Genomic DNA, 20411 nt, shown 5'->3' on the forward strand with positions numbered 1-20411 from the left:
CAAACTTAAAATTTACAATTTGACAACATTTTTTTTTCACTTTAGACTTGTTTTGATAATTTTTGGGGTAATTGATTGCTATTTTTTGTAGGATAATAGATATTTGTTGTTGAAAAAACGTCTCTTGAATGTTGTAAAAGATATTTTTTAATCTTTTTAACAGATTTGATGAGTAAAATTTAAAGAATGGAAAGCAAAAGAATTAAATGGGGAATTGTAGGCCTAGGAAATATTGCAGCTAAGTTTGCATCAGATTTACTATTGGTTGAAAATGCGCAACTAAATGCAGTGGCTTCTAGAGATATTGAAAAAGCGAATGAATTTGCAGAAAAATACAATGCCTTAAAGGCATATGATTCTTATGATTCACTTTTTGAAGATCCCGAAGTTGAAATTGTCTACATTGCAACTCCGCATAATTCCCATGTAGAATTGTCTATAAAAGCTTTAGAAAAAGGGAAACATGTTCTTTGCGAAAAACCAATGGCTCTTTCTTATAAAGATGCACAGAGAATCATTGAAGCTTCAAAAAAGTATAATAAATTTTTTATGGAAGCTTTTTGGACACGATTTATTCCATCTGTCCAAGATGTTTTGGAGAAAATAAATAGTGGCGTAATTGGTGATGTAAATTATATCAATGCCGATTTTGCCTTTCACGGAAGTGAAACCGAAAACAAAAGACTTTTTGACAAAGAACTTGGAGGAGGAGCATTATTTGATATTGGTGTTTATCCTTTATTTCTTTCTTATATAATATTGGGTAAGCCAAAAGAGATTTTAGCAAAAGCAATCAAACATAAAAATGATATTGATTTGCAGACTTCTATGATTTTGCAATACGAATCTGGTCAATCGGTTTTACATGCTTCAATAGTTTCAGAATCTGAAATGAAAGCGGTTGTTTCCGGAACAAAAGGACGGATAGAATTAAACGCGCCTTGGTATGTTGCCGATGGTTATACCCTTTTTAAAAATGAAGAAAAAGAAGCTGTTGTAACCTTGCCAACTCTCGGAATAGGATATTCTCATGAGATTATAGAATGCCAAAATTGTATTTTGAATAATCAAATTGAAAGTAAACTTTGGTCACATCAAAATTGTTTGGATTTGAGTAGGATTGTGGAGGAGATTAAAATGCAAATTGGATTAAATTTTTTTTAATTAGATTTAAGAACATAAATATTATTTTATATTAGTAGAAATCAATATAATAAAGCCATTCTTTAGTTTTTCTGTTTTTTGCGAAATATAAATTGCCATTATCTATAATATTTAAGTTGGCTTTTTCATCGGAAGAAATCTGAAAAATAAATTCAAAATCTTCTCCATAATAAATTCCAGATTGACAATAGCTTGCATAACCACCAATTTTATGACCATAATCATTTTTTAGAAAATTGTAATAAGGAGTAATTTCTTCTGGATTTCCTAGTTTACTTATTTTATCTGCAATTTCATTGGATATATTTTGATCTTCCCAAACAGGAAAATCTTCTTCAATTAATTTATAAGATAATGGAAATGGTTTTATAAATGAGTTATTATTTTTTAAATCTTTAACTATTATTTGATTTGTATTTTCGTATTCACGTAAAACCCAATTATTACCATTTTTATTTAAACCCATTGGAAAATCTTCAGAAATAAAAATGGTTATTATTTTGCTTTCTTCTAGAGTTTTGGGAACATAAGGAAGTTTATCTAAACAAAGCTGAAATAATGGAAGCATTAGTTTTCCGTTATTATCAAATGGAATTTCTTCATTTTCATTGTATAAATAAACTCTTCCAATCCAACTTTCTGTTAAAGAATTTTCTGGTTTGAATCCGCCAGTAATAAATTTTGTTGCTTTTTTTGCTATTATTTTTTTTAATTTTTGAATTTCATTCATACTAACAAAGTTTAGTCTAAGGATGGGCTCGATTTAAGAATTAATCTCTTAAAGTTATCTATAATAATGTAAGTAGTAAAATATTTACAAAAATAATAATTTTGTATATTTTAATTAAATACTTTTACTTTTTTATAAGAATTTATTTATGTTAGTAAAAGTTTACGGAAGTGCTGTTTTTGGTGTTGAAGCCACAACAATTACAATCGAAGTGCACATGGACAAAGGAATTGGTTATCATTTGGTTGGGCTTCCAGATAATGCCATAAAAGAAAGCAGTTATCGAATTGCAGCTGCACTTAAAAATAATGGTTACAACCTGCCAGGGAAGAAAATAACTATAAATATGGCGCCGGCAGACCTTCGGAAAGAAGGTTCTTCGTATGATTTGACATTGGCAATGGGAATTTTAGTAGGTTCAGATCAGATAAAAGCTCCCGAAATTGAACGTTATATTATTATGGGAGAACTTTCGCTTGATGGAAGTTTACAGCCAATTCGAGGTGCTTTACCGATTGCGATTAAAGCAAAAGAAGAGGGGTACAAAGGATTTTTTCTTCCAATTCAAAATGTGAAAGAAGCGGCAATTGTATCAGGTTTAGATGTTTATGGTGTAGAAAATTTAAAAGAAATCATTAATTTTTTCGCAGGAAAAGGAACATTAGAACCAACAGTTATTGATACAAGAGCAGAGTTTTATAAAACCTTAGACTTTCCAGAATTTGATTTTTCAGACGTACGCGGACAAGAAAGTATTAAACGATGTATGGAAATCGCAGCAGCAGGTGGTCATAATATTATAATAATATAGTACACGAATACCACATTTTTATATCTTTGGATAATGGAAAAACAAGCTATAATTCTAGTGAGGGTATCAACGCTGGTTCAAGACTACCAATCCCAAATATACGACTTACAAAAGTATGGTGAATCACTTGGATACACAAAGTTTCACGTTATCGAAACAAAAGAAACCGCATTTGCTGATTTAAACGCAAAGGTTGGTACAAACGATATGTTCAAATACATTGAACAAAATCCCGAATACAACACAATCATTGTAACCGAAATTTCAAGGCTTGCAAGACGACAAAGCATACTACACCAACTCAAAGAGCATTGCATAAATAAACAGATTCAGATACACATAAAAGATATTAATTTTAAACTACTTGATGAACACGGACATGTGCAACAACAAAGTGAAATGATATTCACCTTGTACGGTATGTTTGCAGAAAGTGAAGTTAAAACAAAGATTGAAAGATTCAAACGTGAACGTCGAGAACTTAAAGCGGTTGGATTAAGCATTGGTGGTAAGCTCTTATTTGGGTATGATAGGATGCGACTTGAAAACAAAAAGAACACACTTATTATAAATGATGAACAAGCAAACATTGTGAGGCAAATATACAATTGGTACTTAAACGGTTTAAACAACGCTAAAAATCCATCAATCAAAGCTATCAGCATGGAGTGTGTCAAGTTGGGTTATCACAAATACACTCACTCTAAGCGTAACGTAAATAAACTACTCAAAGAAGAAGCTTATACAGGATTAAAAACAACCAACAACAAATATAAAAATACTAAGTTTGGTATTGTTGCTGGCGAACCTGAATATAAAGTTTCTAATTCAATTATTAAGTACCCTGTTATACTAGATAACGATACATTTGATAAGGTTCAAACAAAGCTATTAATCAATACCACCAACGCTGATAAAGATACCAAACATACATCGATACTTTCAAAGCTAATTAAGTGTCCTAGTTGTGGTCGAAGCCTACAGGCTAACTATAGAAATGCACAAGGTATGAACAAAAACAGTTATCGATGCACAAGTAGAGGTGACACAGTTGCATGTGCAAGCAAAAACAAATCACTACCAATGAATTTGGTGGATAGTGCAGTATGGTCATTGATTAAAACCGATTTACCAGCACTATCAAAAAAAATATCTGAAATCAATCCTGATGAACAACTTGAATTAATCTCAAATCATTTGATTAACTTAAATGAAAGAGAACAAGAAATCAAAAACAACATCGATGAAAATCTTGCGGTACTTGAAAGTGTATCCAAATTACGAACAAGCAGTAAGATGGAATTGATTAAATCAACTGGTGTTAAGATTGAAAAACTAGAAACCGAACTTGACAAAATTGAAAAAGAAAAAGCAAGGATTGAAATTGATAAGGTCTTATTAAATGCAAAGCAGACCGACATCGAAACGGTGATAAATGATAATATAATAGAAATTGAAAATTCAAAAGAACTCATTAAAAAATATATCAACTTTTTTATTGATTCAATTGACATAATAGAGCATAATGTAAAATATACTATTTTGGAATTAACAATAAAAGATGGCATGTCGTCATTCTTATCATCAACGATTGATGATTTTTCAACAAAGTATGGTAAGGTTGTTGAGGTGAGACATTTGATAATAAATAAGGTCGTAACACGACAACCAAAATTTGCAATTTGGACAAATCGAGGTGCAAAAAAATCTGATATTGGGTTAACAGTAAATGACCAAATTGAAATAATACACCAACACCTTATACCAAGATATAATAAGTATAACGATTGGCATCAGTTAAAAAAAATGAACATCTAATCAAAAAATACATTACATTAGCAAACTTAAAATTCAATATTATAATCATTTACACATGGCAAAGAAAATATTAACAACTGATGAACAAATTGCTGAACTAAGAAGGCAAAATGCAATTGAATTAGAAAAGCAAATTGAGAAAATAAAATTTGATTCACAAGTCGATGATGCAAGACATGAATTGAGATTAAAAATACAAGGCGAATATAATACTCTTCAAAAAAAACATGATGATGAAAGTAAGAAGCTGAGGTCTGATATTGCTAGTTACATAGCTGATTTTAAGAAAACATATGGTGTTGAATATGATATTGAAAAACCTATTAAACAACCAACTTTAAGTGTTTCTGAAAAAGCAGAATTAGCTAAGCAAATTGAAATTGATGGCAAATTAAAATATAGCTTAAACGCAGATAAAACGGCACTTATAGGCGCAAAGGGTGAGGCAATTACAAGTGTAATCAATTTTAAACATAAAGGTAAAAAAGAAACAATATCAGCTAGAAACTTATTCAAGTATTTGAATCCAGAGGCAACCAAAGATGAATTAGATAGAATATTTTCAATTAACAAATAATTCAATTATAATATGCTTTTATACGGACTATTGAAACGTTTTATCAGAGCAAAATGCTACAAAAAAAAGCAATCAGTTGAAAAGTTATTAACACAAAAAGATATTGCGGAAATTCTAAGTAATAGAAAAAATAGTCCTGTATTTAAATACTACGGCATTCGTCTTTTACCTACAGAAGAACATTCTTTCAAAGAGGTAGTGGGTATATCAGACATACATGATTTAATCTTAATTAAGGGAAACGAAGACACAGGTGAAAGACATATTAGAGAAAGACATGATTTTTGGTCAATCAAAAAATATCTGATACAAAATGAAGATGGCGCTTTAGCTTTTCAGAATCAAAGTAAATTCCCGATGGACGTTGCTCCAATAGATTATTTAAAGATAGCTGATAAAGTGTTTTCAAACGGAAATTTAATTGAAGATAATCGTCACCCAATGTCTGATTTATTTGATTTGTATATTGGAGAATATGAATTCAGTTCGCAAAAAAATGAACGAGTAAAACTCATTTTGTATAAAGGAACAAAAATAATTCATTCACTATTCTTGGTTAGTTCAAAGTACAATCACAAAAGAGTAAGTAGGTTTCCATTTGCTAGAGGTAAGGTTTTACTAAAAAAAAAGAAAAATAAAAATGTCGACGAAACTTTTATTCCATATTATGATGTAAAATCTAAACTCCGTTACGGAATTTCAATAGAAAAGTATCCAGAACACGATTTAGAACACATTTATTTAATTGTTTTCGATACTGCTGATTATTCTCATCGTAATTTTATAAAGCTATTAGAGCAGAAATTGACAATATTCCCTAGCACTAAACATGAAGAAGTTACATATCAAAATTGTGATTTAAGAGATGTAGAAAACTTCATAATGGATATTGATTACGGATTAGAAAACAACCTAATAAAATTACCAAGAGAATAACTTAGTAATAAAGGATGCAACTTTCGATTTAGGCAAAGTATGAATGACTATTTTCTTAGTATTCTATTTACCTTTTGAACCGTTGCTAAACTAACACCGCTAATGCTTGCAATTTTTCTGTAACTTAAGTCAGGATGCAGATTAATAGTCTTAACAACGTTTTTATATTTGCTTAGTACTTCATCATCACTTGCACATGAACCTTTAACACGTCCTTTAAACTTACCTTGTGCCACGGCAATTTTAATTCCTTGAGCCTGACGCTCCTTGCTTGCCTCTCTTTCCATTTGACTAACATTTGCAAGTACATCGCTAATCATCTTAAATGTTAAGTTTGGTTTACCGTTAACTAGACTTTCAATTCCCAGATTGTCAACCTTAAGTATCACCTTCATCTTATTGAAGTATTCAATTGTACTTTGAATGTCAAAAGTGTTACGACCCAATCGGTCAATCGCTTCAACGCTAACATAGGATACTGAACCGTTTTCTATAGCCTTGATTAACTCTAAAGCCAGTGGTCTTTCATTGAAAGGAATAGCACCACTAATAACATCGATGAATACATTTTCATCTTTGTTCGCATTAGTTGTTTGCCTAATTGTATTTTGAGATGCCGAACTTACTCTTATGTATCTTGCTTTCATTTTAACTTATCTATTTGAACAAATCAAAGATAATAAATCAATACCTAGTATGCAAATAAAGTACACTTATAATGCATACAAAAATATTAAAATAAAGCGATGTTTGAGCTCATACTTAGCTGTATTTTTAAGCAGACCCTAAATGCATACAATAGTAGCTATTAATCTAAATTAAAACTACTCAGTTAACATGAGAACATATCGATGTTAAACAACTAGTTTAATATCATTATCCGACTTTTATCTGATTGACCAGGAGAACAAATACTGGAGCGTGTAGGTACATAAAGAAAAAAAATAAAGTACATGTCATTTCTTTTTGACGGAAAAAATCCCAAAAAAAAAATCAACGAACATATCCGAGTGTTAATACCCCCCCCCTCCATGTACACTTATTGGCTAGCGGGTAACAAGCCAAAAAGATAAATTAAAAATTAACAAGGGAGGGGGGGGTGCGCAACTGGGGGGAGGGTCATTTATTCAATCAGTTGAGGTAAGATGACATTCCTTTACGTTGAAGTAGAATTTAGCATTAGCTGAAACATTCTTTGCGTTGAAGTATAGTTTCACCTTTAATTTATTCCTTTTGCTTGAATAAGCAAAATTATTCGTTGCGTTGAGGTACTTTAATCGTTAAGTTGAAGTGTAATACTTGTCAATTCGTGTAAACGAACATATTCTTAAATACATTGGAAAGCCTTAGCTTTCCAACATGTATTATTATCTAAGTCTTATTGCTATTTTAGTTTAGCAATAACTCTTATAGTTAAATGTATCAATTTGCTCATGTGTCAAAAAACACCCATCACTGAATTTACTTAGTTTCGCTACAAACTGACTTCAACGATGTGTCCAAAAAAACCCATTAAGCAAATAATTATCCAACAAAAACCTATAGCGATGTTTTTTGAACTTTTAGCGATGTTTTTATTTAGTGTTTCACCTGTACTTGTTGATAATTATTAAGTATAGTTGTATATAATTCATCATGGTTAGACCATGCGGTATCCAAGGGAATAATAGGTGTCGACCCCTACCCTTGGTTTGTGCACCGTTTAAGTACAAACAATAATAATAAAGCACAAATACATGAAACAATGCAAAACAAAAAAGTTATTCGCATAAGCGAAAAAAAAGCAGGGACTTTTACAATAATCCCTAACTCAATCTTACATAACAAAAAATTGAAGGATTTTGACAAAATATTATTATTTAGTATTTTATCTGATAGTGATACACATTTCACCTTTAATCAAGCAACCTATATGAAAAGGTTTGATTGTGGTCGAAAAAGAATAAGTAATGCAATCGAAAGGTTAACAATAGAAGGCTACGTTAAACATGAAAATATAGGCTTCAACAATTGGCAATATATTATTAGTGAGTATGGCAATCTAAATAACCAAGATACAATTCATAATGAATTATCAACGGAATCACTTACAAATGATTTAAGCATCAAAAGCACATCAGAGCTAATTTTAGTGGAGTCAATCGATATAGATAAAATAGCAGTGCAAATAGCCGAACAAATGAATGATGTAATAATGAAACATTTTCCAAGTATCCCACAAGATATTTTTGAAAAAGAGTTTATAAATTTACTTAATGAGATAGAATTGGGTAAAATAAAAGTTAAAGATGTAACTGATGAAAAAATTACAAATTTAATATCACAAGTATACACGGAACCAGTATCAACTAAAATTAGTATTAATAAGTGTGAAACAATCATTTTAAACAAAATGGCAGGTGGAACACAAAACCAACGTAATGATACATTAAAAAAAGTAAAACAATGGTTTATTGATAATAATTGCATCGCAACAGAAGAAGAGATACAACATCAAACATTTAAAACTCATCATAATAGCAAAACATCTGGTCGTATCATTGACCCAAGATATCAAGATTAAACCAAATCGTAATGACACGACATATAACCAACCATCTATTAAAGGAACATGTAGAACTACATTTTAATAGATGTGTTGACTATGCTCTTATAAATAGTTATCATACAGAAATAGCAAAAGAGAACTTAAGTTACCATTAAGCCAATAGACAAAAATGTTAAACTAGATAACTGATATTAGTTTGCAGTTTTTAAGCACTTCACAAATAGTGTAAATTTGTCAGCATCACTTGGAACTACACTTCCATCATAAATGTAGAGCCTAATTTTTTTAATTTTCTTTGTTGTGAATGTTGCCAAATCCGTAGTGCTAAGTGGTATGAATGAAGAGTACATATATCCGTTACTAGTAGCATCAATATCGACTTTGTTTTGTGGTTTAAGCCATTTTGTTCCGTCATCAAATAGCACAATTACTCCTTTTCCATTCACAGTTAAAGTACTTCCAGAAGTTTTTAAACTTAAATAGTACAATGGTGGTTTTCCTTTTTTTAAATATTTATAAATCATAATTGGTGATAGACTTCCACTTATCATTAATGGAGAAGATATTTTTATTTCATCTGTAAAATCGTCAACTTCTCTTTCAAGTTTAGCACAAAAAACACTTTCATCATAAGTTATTTTACTAGTGTTGAAACAAAAATCATGTTCAGATTTAACATTATATTTATAAAAAATTATTTGTTTTGAAAGAGAATCTTTCAAAACAAAAATAGGCTTTTCATATAAGGAATTATCCAAAGTGTTACCGTTTTTATCTACTATGTTTTGAACAATGAATACACGGTTTAGTAATGAATCTTTTGCGGTATTAAAATAAAATTCTTTTGAGGGATAAATCACATTTTTGTCATAAGATGATTGACAATATTTCAAATCTGAGTAGAATGCATGACTAAATCCATAAACAGATGCATCGTCTTTAAGTTTAAAAGAAGCTCCCTTATAGAGTAAATAATCTTTACCTAAATAATTATCCTCAAACTTTTGTGCATTTGAAGTTAAACAAAGAATTAATGATAAAAGCGAAAAAAATTGTTTCATTTTGTTTTTTTTTTAATTACTTACATCATCAAATATATTGATAATTCTATACATATTAATCGTCAGGTATCAATTATCAGTTCGGAGCTTATTTATTTGTTCCATCCAGTTAATTCGAATGATTTATTTCCTTTGTAATTAATTGATACTTAATTATTATTACAGTGGTATTACTTTAACATATTTATATTTTGATTGGTCCGCCAGGTGCAGGGAAAACCATGTTGGCGAAAAGAGTTCCAAGTATTCTGCCTCCGATGACGCTTCGCGAAGCATTGGAAACTACTAAAATTCATAGTGTTGCAGGAAAGTTGAAAGAAGTTGGTTTAATGAATCAAAGGCCTTTTAGGAGCCCGCATCATACAATTTCGAATGTAGCGCTTGTCGGTGGAGGAAGTTACCCACAACCAGGAGAAATCTCGATGGCGCATAACGGTGTTTTGTTTTTAGATGAATTACCAGAGTTTAAAAGAGACGTTTTAGAAGTAATGCGCCAGCCTTTAGAAGATCGTGAAGTGACCATTTCGCGAGCTAAATTTACCATTACATATCCTTCCTCTTTTATGTTGGTGGCCAGCATGAATCCGAGTCCGAGTGGTTTTTTTAATGATCCGAGTTCGCCTAATACAACCTCGCCACACGATATGCAACGGTACATGAGTAAAATTTCTGGACCTCTATTAGACCGAATTGATATTCATATAGAAGTAACTCCTGTTCCTTTCGAGAAATTGGCTGATGACAGAAAAGCCGAAAGCAGTGTAGAAATTCGTAAACGTGTAACTGCAGCAAGAGAATTACAAACCAAACGATTTGAAGCTGTAGAAAACGTTCATTATAACGCGCAAATGAGCAGTAAATTGATTAGAGAATTTTGTGTTTTAGATGAAGCCTCAAAAGAATTACTAAAAACAGCAATGGAAAAATTAAATCTTTCTGCGAGAGCTTACGATCGAATTTTGAAAGTTTCGAGAACAATAGCCGATTTAGATCATTCGGAAAATATTATTTCATCTCATATTGCTGAAGCTATTCAGTATAGAAGTCTGGATAGGGAAGGATGGTTGGGATGATTTTTCTTTTTTAATTTATATCTGCTAATCGAAAATGATATCAATTAGCAGATATAAACAAGTATTATTAGCTTTTAGTGATATTCCAAAAACTCATTTTCCTTCTGGTAGTAAAACCCAACTTTTCGTATAGTTTTATAGCACCAATATTGTTTTCTACAACATGCAAAAAAGGGATTTTTTCTTCGTTAAAGATTTTATTTACAACATGTGCAATCAGCTGTTTGGCGTAACCTTTTCCGGTATGATCAGGATGTGTTATGATGGCGCTGACTTCTGTGAAATGATTCATTTTCATTCGTTCGCCTGCAATGGCAATTAATTTTCCATTTAGGAAAATTCCAAAATAATCCCCTAATAAAAATGTTTGAGGTTTAAAATATCCAGGCTGTACCAAATTGACTAAATCGAACAATTCTTTACTATGTTCCTCAGTCAATTTGACGATTTCATTTTCTGGAGTTATTTGAATTTTTTCGCGAATGATCATTTGAAGACAAACTAACTCTTTGGTAATTTGGAGAGAATCGGCAATTTTAGGTTTTTCTCCAACAAGAAAGAAATTTTCACAGAAAAGCGCGTATTGATTTGCAGCGTTTAAAGTACTTTCAACTTCAATAAATCCGCCAAACGGACAGTAATCTGGATTGTAAAACTTCGTTCCATCATAATTGAAAGCCAGTTCTTCATGACTTTCTAATAAAGAATACCAGACAGGATTGTCCAGTTTATTTTCGTCAATAATTTTCATTCTTATTATTTAATTTGAGGATAAAAGAATTTGAAAGAATTAGAAACAGCAGTATGCAGAATCGATCCGTGATTTTCTTCAGGGAAATAATCGAAATAAATTTTTACATTTTTGCTTTTAGATTCTTTTAGTTTATCAGCCAATACATTAGCATCGACTTCCATAACTCTTGGAATTTCGGTTGGAGTTAAACCTTCTTTTCCAACAGCGATGTAGATTTCAGTTTGCGGTTTATAATTCTCTTTTAGTACTTCGGCATCTAAATCGAGTAAAGATCCGTTGTTCCACCATAAACTAGGGCTTACAATAACATATTTATTAAAAAGAGAAGGTTTTTTAAGCAAAATTTCTGTTCCTAACAATCCGCCTAAAGATTGGCCAATAATCATTTTTGATTCGGTTGTTTTGTATTTTTTTTCAATAAAAGGTTGTAATTCTTTTTCGATAAATGCAATAAATTGATCAGAATGGCCTGTTGTTGGAAAACGGGTTTTATCATTTTCAATCGTTGTTGGAAATGTAAAATCTCTTTTTCTGTCTACAGTTGCAATACCAACCACAATTGATTTTGGAACCTGATTAATCCATTCAAAACTGTTAAACTGAACCAAACCAGAAATATGTATAAAATCCTCATCGGCAGAACCGTCAAGTAAGTAAATAACAGGATATTTTGTAGCTTCGGCAGGATTATAACCTTCAGGAAGATAAATGTTTAAAGTTCTTTTTTCGTTTAATTCTTTGGATTGAATTTCATCAATAACACCTAAAACAAAAGGTTTTGATATTTCTGTCGTTTTAGTTCTGCTTTTTTGGCTGAATACTAAGCTTGAAAATAAAAGTACAAAAGCCAGAGTAAAAAATTTGTTCATTAATTTTGGGTATGCGTTGTAATTATTCGTGTTTTATTTCTTGTGAAGGTTTGTGGTAGCTATTTCTATTTGTGGTAACGATCAAAACGCCATCTTCTCCATAATTGCCATAAATACTAATGCCTGTTTGCTTTTGAAGCGGAATTATTTTTGCGATTTCAATTTTAGAAAGCGCAAGTTTTTCTTTTTCTAAGTCCTGATAACGATGCGGAATTCCGTCAACTACAACTATCGGATGATCTGTAATTTTTCCGGCTTTGGCAAGATTTGCAATTGAATCTGATAAATAAAGTTTGTCTTTTCCTTCGTCTGAAAGTTCATATCTATTTTGAGAAAAAACAGTTACCGTAGTGAATGCAAAAAGTAGAAGAAACAATTTTGTCATTTTGTTATGTTTTTGGTTTACAAAATATTGGAAGTCGAAAATCAAATTTGCAAATCAAAAATACAAAAAAATCCTGCAATTTGTAAAGGATTTCCCTTGTTGAACTAATTATTTGCTACTCGATTTTCATTCCAAAATTCCTTTATTATAAAGTTTTTAGAAGAGTTCGTTTTTATCTTTTCAAACTAAAATGACTTTTAAATTCTTTGCCGGTTTTTCTTTTTACAACAAACCAATAATCATCAGCAGGCAGATTTTGTCCATTTAGTGTTCCGTCCCAAGAATTGGAATGATTCAGTTTTTTTATAAGTTGTCCGTAGCGGTCAAATATGCTTACATCAAGTTCCGGTTCTAGAGAAGAAAAATGGATATTCCATGTGTCATTAAAACCATCTCCGTTTGGAGTAAAAAATTTAGGATACATTAATAAAAACACTTCGTCGGTTGTGATTCCGCAATTGTTTTTATCTCGAACATAAACAGTATAAATACCGCTGGATAGGTTTCTAAAAACAGGATCATTTTGGTAATAAATACCATCAATAGAATACTCATAAACGCCTTTACCAGATACATTTATTTCAATTGTGTTGTCGTTTTCGGTAAAATCCTGCGTGGTAATTTTTTGTATTGCAGCACGATTAGATAAAACTACCTGAAAATTTTTGGTTGAAGTGCATGTTTGTGCCCCATATTTGGATGTTACTGTTACGAAATAATTACCTGGCTGATTAATAATAATGGAATTGGTGTTTGCTCCTGTAGACCAAAGATAGCTGTCAAAATTAGTACCGGCAGTAACCAAAACGGTTTCGTTTTCGCATAATACAACAGAATCAGGAATTAAATTAAATGTTGGTGATTTTAACAATGAAAATTTAATTTCGGCTACACTATGACAATTTTCGGGAGAAACAACAGTTGCAAAAATTACGGTATTATCGGAAACTTCGAAGTTGTTGTAATGTATAATTTCATTGACCAAATTTAGATTTTCGGCATCTGAGCGTGATGAAAAATAATGAAACGTATAATTAGAACAGTTAGTAATAATGTCACTTTCATAAGAAGATAAATTTGCTTTTTCGACATTGTCATTGAATTCGTCACAAACAGAAACGGCATGATTATTAACTGTAGGATTCGCTAAAATCGTAGAATTAAAATTGATTGTAGCAGGTTTTGAAAAACAACTTGTACCATTTTTGACCAGTAAAGTAAAGGTTAAATTGCCGCTTAAATTAGAAATAGAATTATTCTCAGACCATGTTGCGCCATTATCAAAACTGTAATAATCAGCTGATGATGTTATGGTAATACTTCCAAAAGAATTACAACCGGCATTTGTAATCTTATAATCAGGAGTACTATTTGAAAGGTCTCGTACAGGGACATATTTTACAGCAGATTCACAATTAATCCTGTTTCGCACTTTTAAGAAATAGTCTCCTGCAGGAAGATTGGAAAATAAAGGATCTGATGACCATGTTCTTCCGTTATCAATACTAAATTCTGAAGCGGTAGTTGTGAATTTAATGCTTCCATTATTATAACAGTTAGCATTTTCGACTGTATATTTTATATCAATATCAAGAATATAATCCTGAATATAAACTGATTCTGGCAAAGAGATGCAACCAAAGTCATCTTGAACCATTACTGTGTACCATCCCCAAGTCAGGTCGTTAAGGGTGTTGTTTGTTGTCCATGACATTCCTCCATCAAAACTGTATTTTGAGGCGATTGTTGTGACGGTAATACTGCCGAGTTTTCCACAAGTAGCATTTGTAGAAGTAACTTTAGGTTTTTGTTTAAAATCGGTTCCTATATAAATATTTCGTTTTTGAGATTCACAGCCTAATTCATTTCTAGTCATAACAACATAAGAATCCGCTTTTACATTGGTGAAATTCGGATTTGCTGACCAAGTTGCACCATTGTCAATGCTGTATTCGTATGATGGAGTAGGAGTGAATGATATCGTACCGCCAATTCCGCAGCTCGCATTGGTTTGGGTTACATTTGGGGAAGGCAATAAAAAAGGATACATTACAGCATAGTAAGAAGTAGAAATACAACCCAGTAGTGATTTTACTTTGATTTTATAATCATGATGAGGGTTTGGAGGCAGATTATTTAATTCAGGATTTGTACTCCACGTGACTCCATCGTCAAAACTATATTCTAAGGCTGGTGTCGTTACAGTTAAAGATCCATTATTTTGACCGCATGTAGGCTGTACAACAGTTACTTTTGGAGGATTCATAACGGTTTCTAAAGGAGGATATTCTAGAATTACATTTCTAAGACTTGAATAACAGCCATTTTTTTTAATGGATATATAAATCGGATTTTCCAATGCCGTTAAACCACTTTTAGTGGGATTTGTGGAATATACAATACCTCCATCAAAACTATATTCATCAGCAGGAGTGGTTATAGTTAGAGTTGTAATTCCAGGGAAACACGGACTCTGATCAATAGAATATTCTGGAACATCGATAATTTCGCTCACATTAAAAAGCGGACTTATTTTGCAACTGCCTGAATTGGTAATTTTTACTTGATAATTGCCAATGCTGGCCGGAGCAAAAGTAATCGATAATGTATTGTTTGTTTCTCCAACAATAGCAATACCATTTTGGTACCATTGAAATGTATAACCAGAACCTAAACTTGGATCTATCTGAGCATTTAAAATCAAGTTATTTTCGCAATAACTTCCAGTAGAAGTAATGCTGAGGCCTAAATCTGACGATTTGTTTAAAACGACATTATCCAGATAAAAGTAGGGAAAACAGGAATGATAGTCATATTCATCAACATAGGTATCAGAAAGTTCCTTTGGAGATCCTAACATGATAGCATTCATATCAAAAGGAGGAGTAAATTCTATCGTTAGCTGTCCCCAATTTTTGGAAGGTAAATAAGTCGCTTTACCTAACGGAATCCAATCAGGAGGCATATTGTTACTGTTCGGTGGAATTGTTTTAACACAATTAGCTCTACCGTAAATAGTTATGTCTACAATTCCGCCATTTAAACGTCCAAGATTACAGACTTGTCCCAAAGGAAGACTCCCAAATGGATCTCTCCCAGAGGTAGAAGCAGCAATATCAAAGTTTACCTGATATTTTGTACCCGCTTTTAAAGTCGTATTGGTACAACTGGCAATAAATTCTTTGTAATCTTGAGAGATTAAGATTCCAGCAACTCCATTTCCATTTCTCGCCGGGAAAGGATAAACGCCCGCATCTACAGCAGAAACAGGAATAAAATTGCAAGTATTAATATAATCTGAAGTTGCCGTACTGGGTAGAAACCAGCCTTGGACTTTTCCGAATTGAGCGAAACCGTCGGGACAATCATTTTTAATCTCAAAATCATGATTATTGACTAAACTAGTTGTTGGCGAAAGAGAGCATTTGCAGTCTTCATCGTTTAAATCAATTTTTCCATCGCCATCATCATCAATACCATTATTACAATTTTCCTGACTATAGCTGAAAAAAGATAATAAAATAAAAGAAATGAAAAATAGCTTTTTCATGATTATGGTATTGGTCTTTAGTTGGTTGTGGTTTTTGGGTTGTTTTAATTTTTTTTTAAAAGTAGTCTAAAAATCAATAAAAACTCAAAAATATTCTGAGATTACAGTATTGAAAAATAGGAGTGTAGGTTTCTTCTTAAAAACAAAAAAATCCTGCTCAGTTTGAGACAGGATTTCTAGAATTTAATCAGAAGTTATTATTTTGCTTTTGCATCAAAAATTTTGTCCAAACCTTCCATTGCAATGGTAAAACCTTCTTTAAAGCCCATTTGAATAATCATTTCCAGATCAGATAGTTTTTCGTGTTTGATGGCAACTTCAACAAAAGTCCTATCACCATTTTCTGAAAAAGTAACATCCCAATCTGAACGCGGAAATTCGTCATTTAAATTTCCTTCGCTGTCGCAAAAAGCATCCAACCATTTGACATTTGTTTTCGGATTTATCGAAGTATAATCTGCCAATGCCCAATGTTCTTCACCTTCGGGTCCAACCATAGCGTATAATCGTCGTCCGCCTACTGCAAATTCCATGCTTTTTGTTTTTGATTTCCACGGAGCCGGTGCCCACCACTGATCGAGAATTTCGGCTTCAGTCCAGGCAGACCAGACATTTGATAATGAAGCACTGAATTCTCGTTTTACATTTACCGTATTGTTTTCCTTATTTACCGTAAAATTCATTAATAGATTCGATTTCATTTTCTTTAGATTTTAATTTGTAAATAGTTATTTGGTTTGAAACGGTTTTATTTTTCTGCTAAGATTTTATCCAAACCTTTCAATGCAGAGGTAAATCCTTCTTTAAAGCCCATTTCTATTATTTTTTGTAGTTCTTCAAAACTGTCCCGTTTTATATGGATATCAACAACTGTTAAATCCTCTTTTTCAGAAAAAGTAATATCCCAATATGAGCTTCCAAATTCTGAATTTGCATTTCCTTCCGCATCACAAAAAGTAGCAGAATGCTTAAAATTTGTTTTAGGAGAAATAGAACTATACTCAAAAAAGCTCCAACGTTCTACTCCATCAAGGCCTACCATTGCGTACAATCTTTTTCCGCCCTCTCTAAATTCCATAAATTTTGTTTTTGATTGAAGAGGAGCCGGTGCCCACCATAAATCTAGAATTTCGGGTTCTGTCCAGGCAGACCATACATGGGATAATGACGCATTGAATTCGCGTTTTATACTTACTGTTTTATTTTCCTTGTCTACAGCAAAATTCATTAAAAGATCAGATTTCATTTTCTTTAGATTTTAAATTCATTAATACTTGATCCAATTGATTAAAACGTTGTTCCCAAATCTTTTTAAACTGTTCCAGCCAATGATCTATTTCTTTCATTTTGTCAATTTTGAGCTGATAATAAATTTCTCTGCCCAGTTTTTTTTCTTCTAGTAAATCACATTCATTTAGTATTTTAATGTGTTTAGAGACAGCTTGTCTTGTAGTTTTAAACTGGTCGGCAATTGCATTAGGAGTTAATGCTGTCGAAGAGATTAAAACTAAAATCGCTCTACGGGTCGGATCGGCAATAGCCTGAAAAATATCTCGTTTCATTTATTTAATAAATTACGCAACTAATCAGTTGCAAATATATGCAACTTTTTGGTTGCGCAATAAATAAATAGCATTTTTTTTAATTTAATAAGATCGTAAACAAGAAAGGCGCATCAAAGATGCACCTTTTTTTATGTAGATGTGTTACATAATTTCTTTCTAAATTTATTTGTAAGTTGTTGGAAATTAATATCTTGTTTGTTGGTTTTTCTGAAAGTATCGGCTCTGTCACGGCTAAATTAGAAGGGGTAAAAGTTTTAATTATGATTGTATAAAACTTAAATCAATGTAAACTAAATGGAATGATGTTTAATTTTCCCAGTTTTCAATCAAATTATCTTTCCATAATTTTTGAGCAAATTCCTGAAAGACTTTTGGAGCTTTTTTAAAGTTCGCATCTAGTTTATATTCGCCTCCAATAAATTGTTTTTTACCATTATCATCAATTCCAACAGCAACTTTACTTTCGCCACGAACAGCATATTTTTGATTTCCTTCGTACATAATAATTTTCATATTACATGGACTTACATCTCCATGGCAAACGGTTTTGTACATAAGCCATGTCTCAGCAATTCCGTTTTGGTTTAAATCGGTTATCTGAAAAGTGTTTTTTACAAACGAAGCCACAATATCAACAGGACAGTCAGCAATAAAATCGTAAACTCTCCAAGTTTGTTTTGCTTCATTTCCCGAAATAATATAATGATAAGCAAATAATTCAGCATCAGATCCATCAGAATCGTGTTCGAATTTTTTATTAATATGATAACCGGTTTCTGTAGTAATGACAATATTGTCACCCGATTTGTCTTTCCATCGAACGGCATTTTTTATAAAACCCTCATATTTTATTGATTCTGGAAATTGTGTTGAATCGATTTTTTCAACGTTCAATACAAAAGGTTTTTCTTTTGAAGATTCTTTAGTAGAAATATTAGTTTTGATTGCTTCTTTTTTATCTGTTTTACAGTTTGAAAACAGCGTAATGCATAACAGTAAGAGTAGTATATTTTTCATAAAGTATTTTAGAGATTAATCAAATTGCATTTCGCTTTCTTCATCCAGTTGTTTTCTTTCTTCATCAGTCATTCGGTTGCGTAAAACGCGAAGCGTGTAACCACCATGTAATTTCCCATTTACGAGATACATCCAGTCGCTAATTTTAGAAGCATCAACCTCTATTTTATCTCCCGATTTATACTCTGTAACGTATTCGGGTTCGTTGTTTAGAATGCCAGAATATTGACCATCCTTGTAGACAATATCGCCAATCCACATATGTTCGATGCCTTTTTCATTTGAGAATTTAACTTTTAAGGCGTGGCTATCAGCAGTAGGATCCAATAGTCCTTTTTTGAAATCGTCTAAGGTTTCATTCGCTTGTAAAATAGCGGCGTTCATTTCTTCATCTTCACTTTTTACTCCATATATTGTTGGTTCGCCTTCTCTTTCAATTTTATTCGAATCTTTACAGCTGGCTAAATAAAGAATAGCTATTAAGATTAAAAATTTTGTTTTCATGCGCTTGTTGGGTTTGGTAATTAATATTCTTCTCTATACTTTGTATATTCTGTTGTAAAAACACCATCTGTTTGTTCACTATATTTTTCTACCCATTTTTTGTAATAGTACTGAACATGTAGAGTATTGTTTTTAAGGGTCATTTTAGAAAATGGTTTGCCAATTTGCGGAATCTCTTTTAATCCAAAAGTTTCATCTGTTCCGTTATCAAATTTGCAGTCCATTTCTCTAGCCCAAATCATTTCAAATTCAGTATTGCTTATTTTACGAATTGGGTAAAAGTAAACGCATTGTCCATGATATTCGAAGGCCAGCGAAGTATCACCAATACTAAGTGAAACCATATCGTTTTTCCATTTTCCAGTAAAATCGTTTGTTTTCTGAAAGCTGTTAACGAAGCTTTCGTAATCAAAACCTTCTAGATAGGATATTTTCCATTCATTATTCTCTTTTACAGCTTTGATATTATAAACAATTCCATCGCCCCAGCTCCAGTTGTAGAATGCTTTATTGTTTTCTATTGAAAGATGCATGATCCAGATTTTATTTAAAAAATTATCAGGAGTATCTTGGCAATTACACCACGGACTTGCACCAGTACCAAATGGAGGCAGTTCACCAACATTCCATTTTAAATTTCCATTTTTAAAATCAGCATCAATTTTTAGGGCAATTTTATTGTAATTCGCAATAAAGTCTTTTGAAAATAAATGAGTGTTTTCGAGTTCTTTAAGTCGGGCTTTATGAAGTTTCATATCGATTCCGCTATAAATACTGTCTGTATTTTGATCTTCGATAGGACTGAAGTCGCTTCCAGTACTTTTTTCTTCTTCCCATTCGTAAAGCTTTTTAGTGAGTTCTAATAAAGCGATACTATCATTTTTAACGTCAGCTATATTTGTGGTGTCACTAGCAGTATTACTAATTTCTTTTTTCTGTATTGGCTCGTTTTTCTTACAGTTAATAAACAATAAGAATAAAGGCAAAAGTAAAAGTAGTTTCTTCATTTTTAATTGTAGAATCAATGTGTTTGTAAGTTTGTGATTTTT

The 20411-nt window shown here is 31.8% G+C and carries 18 protein-coding genes and 2 pseudogenes; 7 read left to right on the forward strand and 13 right to left on the reverse strand.

Annotation, left to right across the window (positions count from 1 at the left end; all coding sequences use genetic code 11):
• The first annotated feature begins 186 nt into the window (after positions 1-186).
• Positions 187-1164 carry a Gfo/Idh/MocA family oxidoreductase gene (locus tag VGE71_RS00440; RefSeq protein ID WP_331136538.1) on the forward strand — a complete coding sequence of 326 codons (978 nt, stop codon included), beginning with the start codon at positions 187-189 and terminating at the stop codon, positions 1162-1164.
• 31 nt (positions 1165-1195) lie between these two features.
• On the opposite strand, the gene VGE71_RS00445 is transcribed toward VGE71_RS00440, so the two are convergent.
• The gene (locus tag VGE71_RS00445) at positions 1196-1894 is read right to left on the reverse strand and encodes a DUF1963 domain-containing protein (RefSeq protein ID WP_331136539.1); all 699 of its coding nucleotides are present in this window, start codon (positions 1892-1894) and stop codon (positions 1196-1198) included.
• 148 nt (positions 1895-2042) lie between these two features.
• Between VGE71_RS00445 and VGE71_RS00450 the strand changes: the two are divergent.
• From VGE71_RS00450 to VGE71_RS00465, 4 genes and pseudogenes are all read left to right on the forward strand, one after another.
• A pseudogene (locus tag VGE71_RS00450) lies at positions 2043-2702 on the forward strand (magnesium chelatase domain-containing protein); the annotation flags it as partial.
• A 36-nt stretch (positions 2703-2738) separates the two neighbouring features.
• Positions 2739-4523, forward strand: coding sequence for a recombinase family protein (locus VGE71_RS00455; protein WP_331136540.1), 1785 nt, complete (start codon positions 2739-2741; stop codon positions 4521-4523).
• Between the two features lie 55 nt (positions 4524-4578).
• Positions 4579-5100, forward strand: coding sequence for a hypothetical protein (locus VGE71_RS00460; protein WP_331136541.1), 522 nt, complete (start codon positions 4579-4581; stop codon positions 5098-5100).
• Between the two features lie 12 nt (positions 5101-5112).
• A complete protein-coding gene (locus VGE71_RS00465; protein WP_331136542.1) occupies positions 5113-6036 on the forward strand; it encodes a hypothetical protein in 924 nt (307 codons plus the stop codon).
• A 47-nt stretch (positions 6037-6083) separates the two neighbouring features.
• Here VGE71_RS00465 and VGE71_RS00470 read toward each other — a convergent pair whose 3' ends face one another.
• Positions 6084-6683 (reverse strand): recombinase family protein, encoded by a 600-nt coding sequence (locus tag VGE71_RS00470; protein ID WP_331136543.1) that lies wholly within the window; start codon positions 6681-6683, stop codon positions 6084-6086.
• A gap of 1097 nt (positions 6684-7780) precedes the next feature.
• Between VGE71_RS00470 and VGE71_RS00475 the strand changes: the two genes are divergently transcribed.
• Positions 7781-8599, forward strand: coding sequence for a hypothetical protein (locus VGE71_RS00475; RefSeq protein WP_331136544.1), 819 nt, complete (start codon positions 7781-7783; stop codon positions 8597-8599).
• 176 nt (positions 8600-8775) lie between these two features.
• On the opposite strand, the gene VGE71_RS00480 is transcribed toward VGE71_RS00475, so the two are convergent.
• Positions 8776-9645: a hypothetical protein gene (locus VGE71_RS00480; RefSeq protein ID WP_331136545.1), complete on the reverse strand. Its 870-nt coding sequence runs from the start codon at positions 9643-9645 to the stop codon at positions 8776-8778.
• 179 nt (positions 9646-9824) lie between these two features.
• Between VGE71_RS00480 and VGE71_RS00485 the strand changes: the two are divergent.
• Positions 9825-10718: pseudogene (locus VGE71_RS00485) on the forward strand (YifB family Mg chelatase-like AAA ATPase); the annotation flags it as partial.
• 67 nt (positions 10719-10785) lie between these two features.
• Here VGE71_RS00485 and VGE71_RS00490 read toward each other — a convergent pair.
• The 10 genes from VGE71_RS00490 to VGE71_RS00535 form a co-directional block, all read right to left on the reverse strand.
• Positions 10786-11469 (reverse strand): GNAT family N-acetyltransferase, encoded by a 684-nt coding sequence (locus tag VGE71_RS00490; RefSeq protein ID WP_331136546.1) that lies wholly within the window; start codon positions 11467-11469, stop codon positions 10786-10788.
• A 5-nt stretch (positions 11470-11474) separates the two neighbouring features.
• Complete coding sequence (locus VGE71_RS00495; protein ID WP_331136547.1) at positions 11475-12341, reverse strand: alpha/beta hydrolase; 867 nt, start codon at positions 12339-12341, stop codon at positions 11475-11477.
• Positions 12342-12363: 22 nt separating this feature from the next.
• Positions 12364-12726 (reverse strand): hypothetical protein, encoded by a 363-nt coding sequence (locus VGE71_RS00500; RefSeq protein WP_331136548.1) that lies wholly within the window; start codon positions 12724-12726, stop codon positions 12364-12366.
• 172 nt (positions 12727-12898) lie between these two features.
• Positions 12899-16276 carry a T9SS type B sorting domain-containing protein gene (locus VGE71_RS00505; RefSeq protein WP_331136549.1) on the reverse strand — a complete coding sequence of 1126 codons (3378 nt, stop codon included), beginning with the start codon at positions 16274-16276 and terminating at the stop codon, positions 12899-12901.
• Between the two features lie 197 nt (positions 16277-16473).
• Positions 16474-16977, reverse strand: a complete 504-nt coding sequence (locus VGE71_RS00510; protein WP_331136550.1) for an SRPBCC domain-containing protein — start codon at positions 16975-16977, stop codon at positions 16474-16476.
• A 47-nt stretch (positions 16978-17024) separates the two neighbouring features.
• A complete protein-coding gene (locus tag VGE71_RS00515; protein ID WP_331136551.1) occupies positions 17025-17522 on the reverse strand; it encodes an SRPBCC domain-containing protein in 498 nt (165 codons plus the stop codon).
• Entirely contained in the window at positions 17512-17838 is a 327-nt protein-coding gene (locus tag VGE71_RS00520) for an ArsR/SmtB family transcription factor (protein ID WP_144214933.1), read from the reverse strand. The genes VGE71_RS00515 and VGE71_RS00520 overlap by 11 nt, the downstream gene beginning before the upstream one ends.
• A 309-nt stretch (positions 17839-18147) precedes the next feature.
• Complete coding sequence (locus VGE71_RS00525; protein ID WP_331136552.1) at positions 18148-18858, reverse strand: M949_RS01915 family surface polysaccharide biosynthesis protein; 711 nt, start codon at positions 18856-18858, stop codon at positions 18148-18150.
• A gap of 15 nt (positions 18859-18873) precedes the next feature.
• The gene (locus tag VGE71_RS00530) at positions 18874-19362 is read right to left on the reverse strand and encodes a YegJ family protein (protein WP_331136553.1); all 489 of its coding nucleotides are present in this window, start codon (positions 19360-19362) and stop codon (positions 18874-18876) included.
• Between the two features lie 20 nt (positions 19363-19382).
• Entirely contained in the window at positions 19383-20369 is a 987-nt protein-coding gene (locus VGE71_RS00535; RefSeq protein ID WP_331136554.1) for a hypothetical protein, read from the reverse strand.
• Positions 20370-20411: the final 42 nt, after the last annotated feature.

The sequence above is a fragment of the Flavobacterium sp. genome (assembly GCF_036405015.1).
In the GTDB taxonomy this organism is placed as follows: Bacteria; Bacteroidota; Bacteroidia; order Flavobacteriales; family Flavobacteriaceae; genus Flavobacterium.

Excerpts from the sequence above, each read along its gene's own strand:
- VGE71_RS00525 (WP_331136552.1), bottom strand. The coding sequence starts at position 18,858 with ATGAAAAATATACTACTCTTACTGTTATGCATTACGCTGTTTTCAAAC.
- VGE71_RS00500 (WP_331136548.1), bottom strand. The coding sequence starts at position 12,726 with ATGACAAAATTGTTTCTTCTACTTTTTGCATTCACTACGGTAACTGTT.
- VGE71_RS00445 (WP_331136539.1), bottom strand. The coding sequence starts at position 1,894 with ATGAATGAAATTCAAAAATTAAAAAAAATAATAGCAAAAAAAGCAACA.
- VGE71_RS00520 (WP_144214933.1), bottom strand. The coding sequence starts at position 17,838 with ATGAAACGAGATATTTTTCAGGCTATTGCCGATCCGACCCGTAGAGCG.
- VGE71_RS00510 (WP_331136550.1), bottom strand. The coding sequence starts at position 16,977 with ATGAAATCGAATCTATTAATGAATTTTACGGTAAATAAGGAAAACAAT.
- VGE71_RS00535 (WP_331136554.1), bottom strand. The coding sequence starts at position 20,369 with ATGAAGAAACTACTTTTACTTTTGCCTTTATTCTTATTGTTTATTAAC.
- VGE71_RS00470 (WP_331136543.1), bottom strand. The coding sequence starts at position 6,683 with ATGAAAGCAAGATACATAAGAGTAAGTTCGGCATCTCAAAATACAATT.
- VGE71_RS00460 (WP_331136541.1), top strand. The coding sequence starts at position 4,579 with ATGGCAAAGAAAATATTAACAACTGATGAACAAATTGCTGAACTAAGA.
- VGE71_RS00480 (WP_331136545.1), bottom strand. The coding sequence starts at position 9,645 with ATGAAACAATTTTTTTCGCTTTTATCATTAATTCTTTGTTTAACTTCA.
- VGE71_RS00505 (WP_331136549.1), bottom strand. The coding sequence starts at position 16,276 with ATGAAAAAGCTATTTTTCATTTCTTTTATTTTATTATCTTTTTTCAGC.
- VGE71_RS00440 (WP_331136538.1), top strand. The coding sequence starts at position 187 with ATGGAAAGCAAAAGAATTAAATGGGGAATTGTAGGCCTAGGAAATATT.
- VGE71_RS00490 (WP_331136546.1), bottom strand. The coding sequence starts at position 11,469 with ATGAAAATTATTGACGAAAATAAACTGGACAATCCTGTCTGGTATTCT.
- VGE71_RS00530 (WP_331136553.1), bottom strand. The coding sequence starts at position 19,362 with ATGAAAACAAAATTTTTAATCTTAATAGCTATTCTTTATTTAGCCAGC.
- VGE71_RS00455 (WP_331136540.1), top strand. The coding sequence starts at position 2,739 with ATGGAAAAACAAGCTATAATTCTAGTGAGGGTATCAACGCTGGTTCAA.
- VGE71_RS00475 (WP_331136544.1), top strand. The coding sequence starts at position 7,781 with ATGCAAAACAAAAAAGTTATTCGCATAAGCGAAAAAAAAGCAGGGACT.
- VGE71_RS00515 (WP_331136551.1), bottom strand. The coding sequence starts at position 17,522 with ATGAAATCTGATCTTTTAATGAATTTTGCTGTAGACAAGGAAAATAAA.
- VGE71_RS00495 (WP_331136547.1), bottom strand. The coding sequence starts at position 12,341 with ATGAACAAATTTTTTACTCTGGCTTTTGTACTTTTATTTTCAAGCTTA.
- VGE71_RS00465 (WP_331136542.1), top strand. The coding sequence starts at position 5,113 with ATGCTTTTATACGGACTATTGAAACGTTTTATCAGAGCAAAATGCTAC.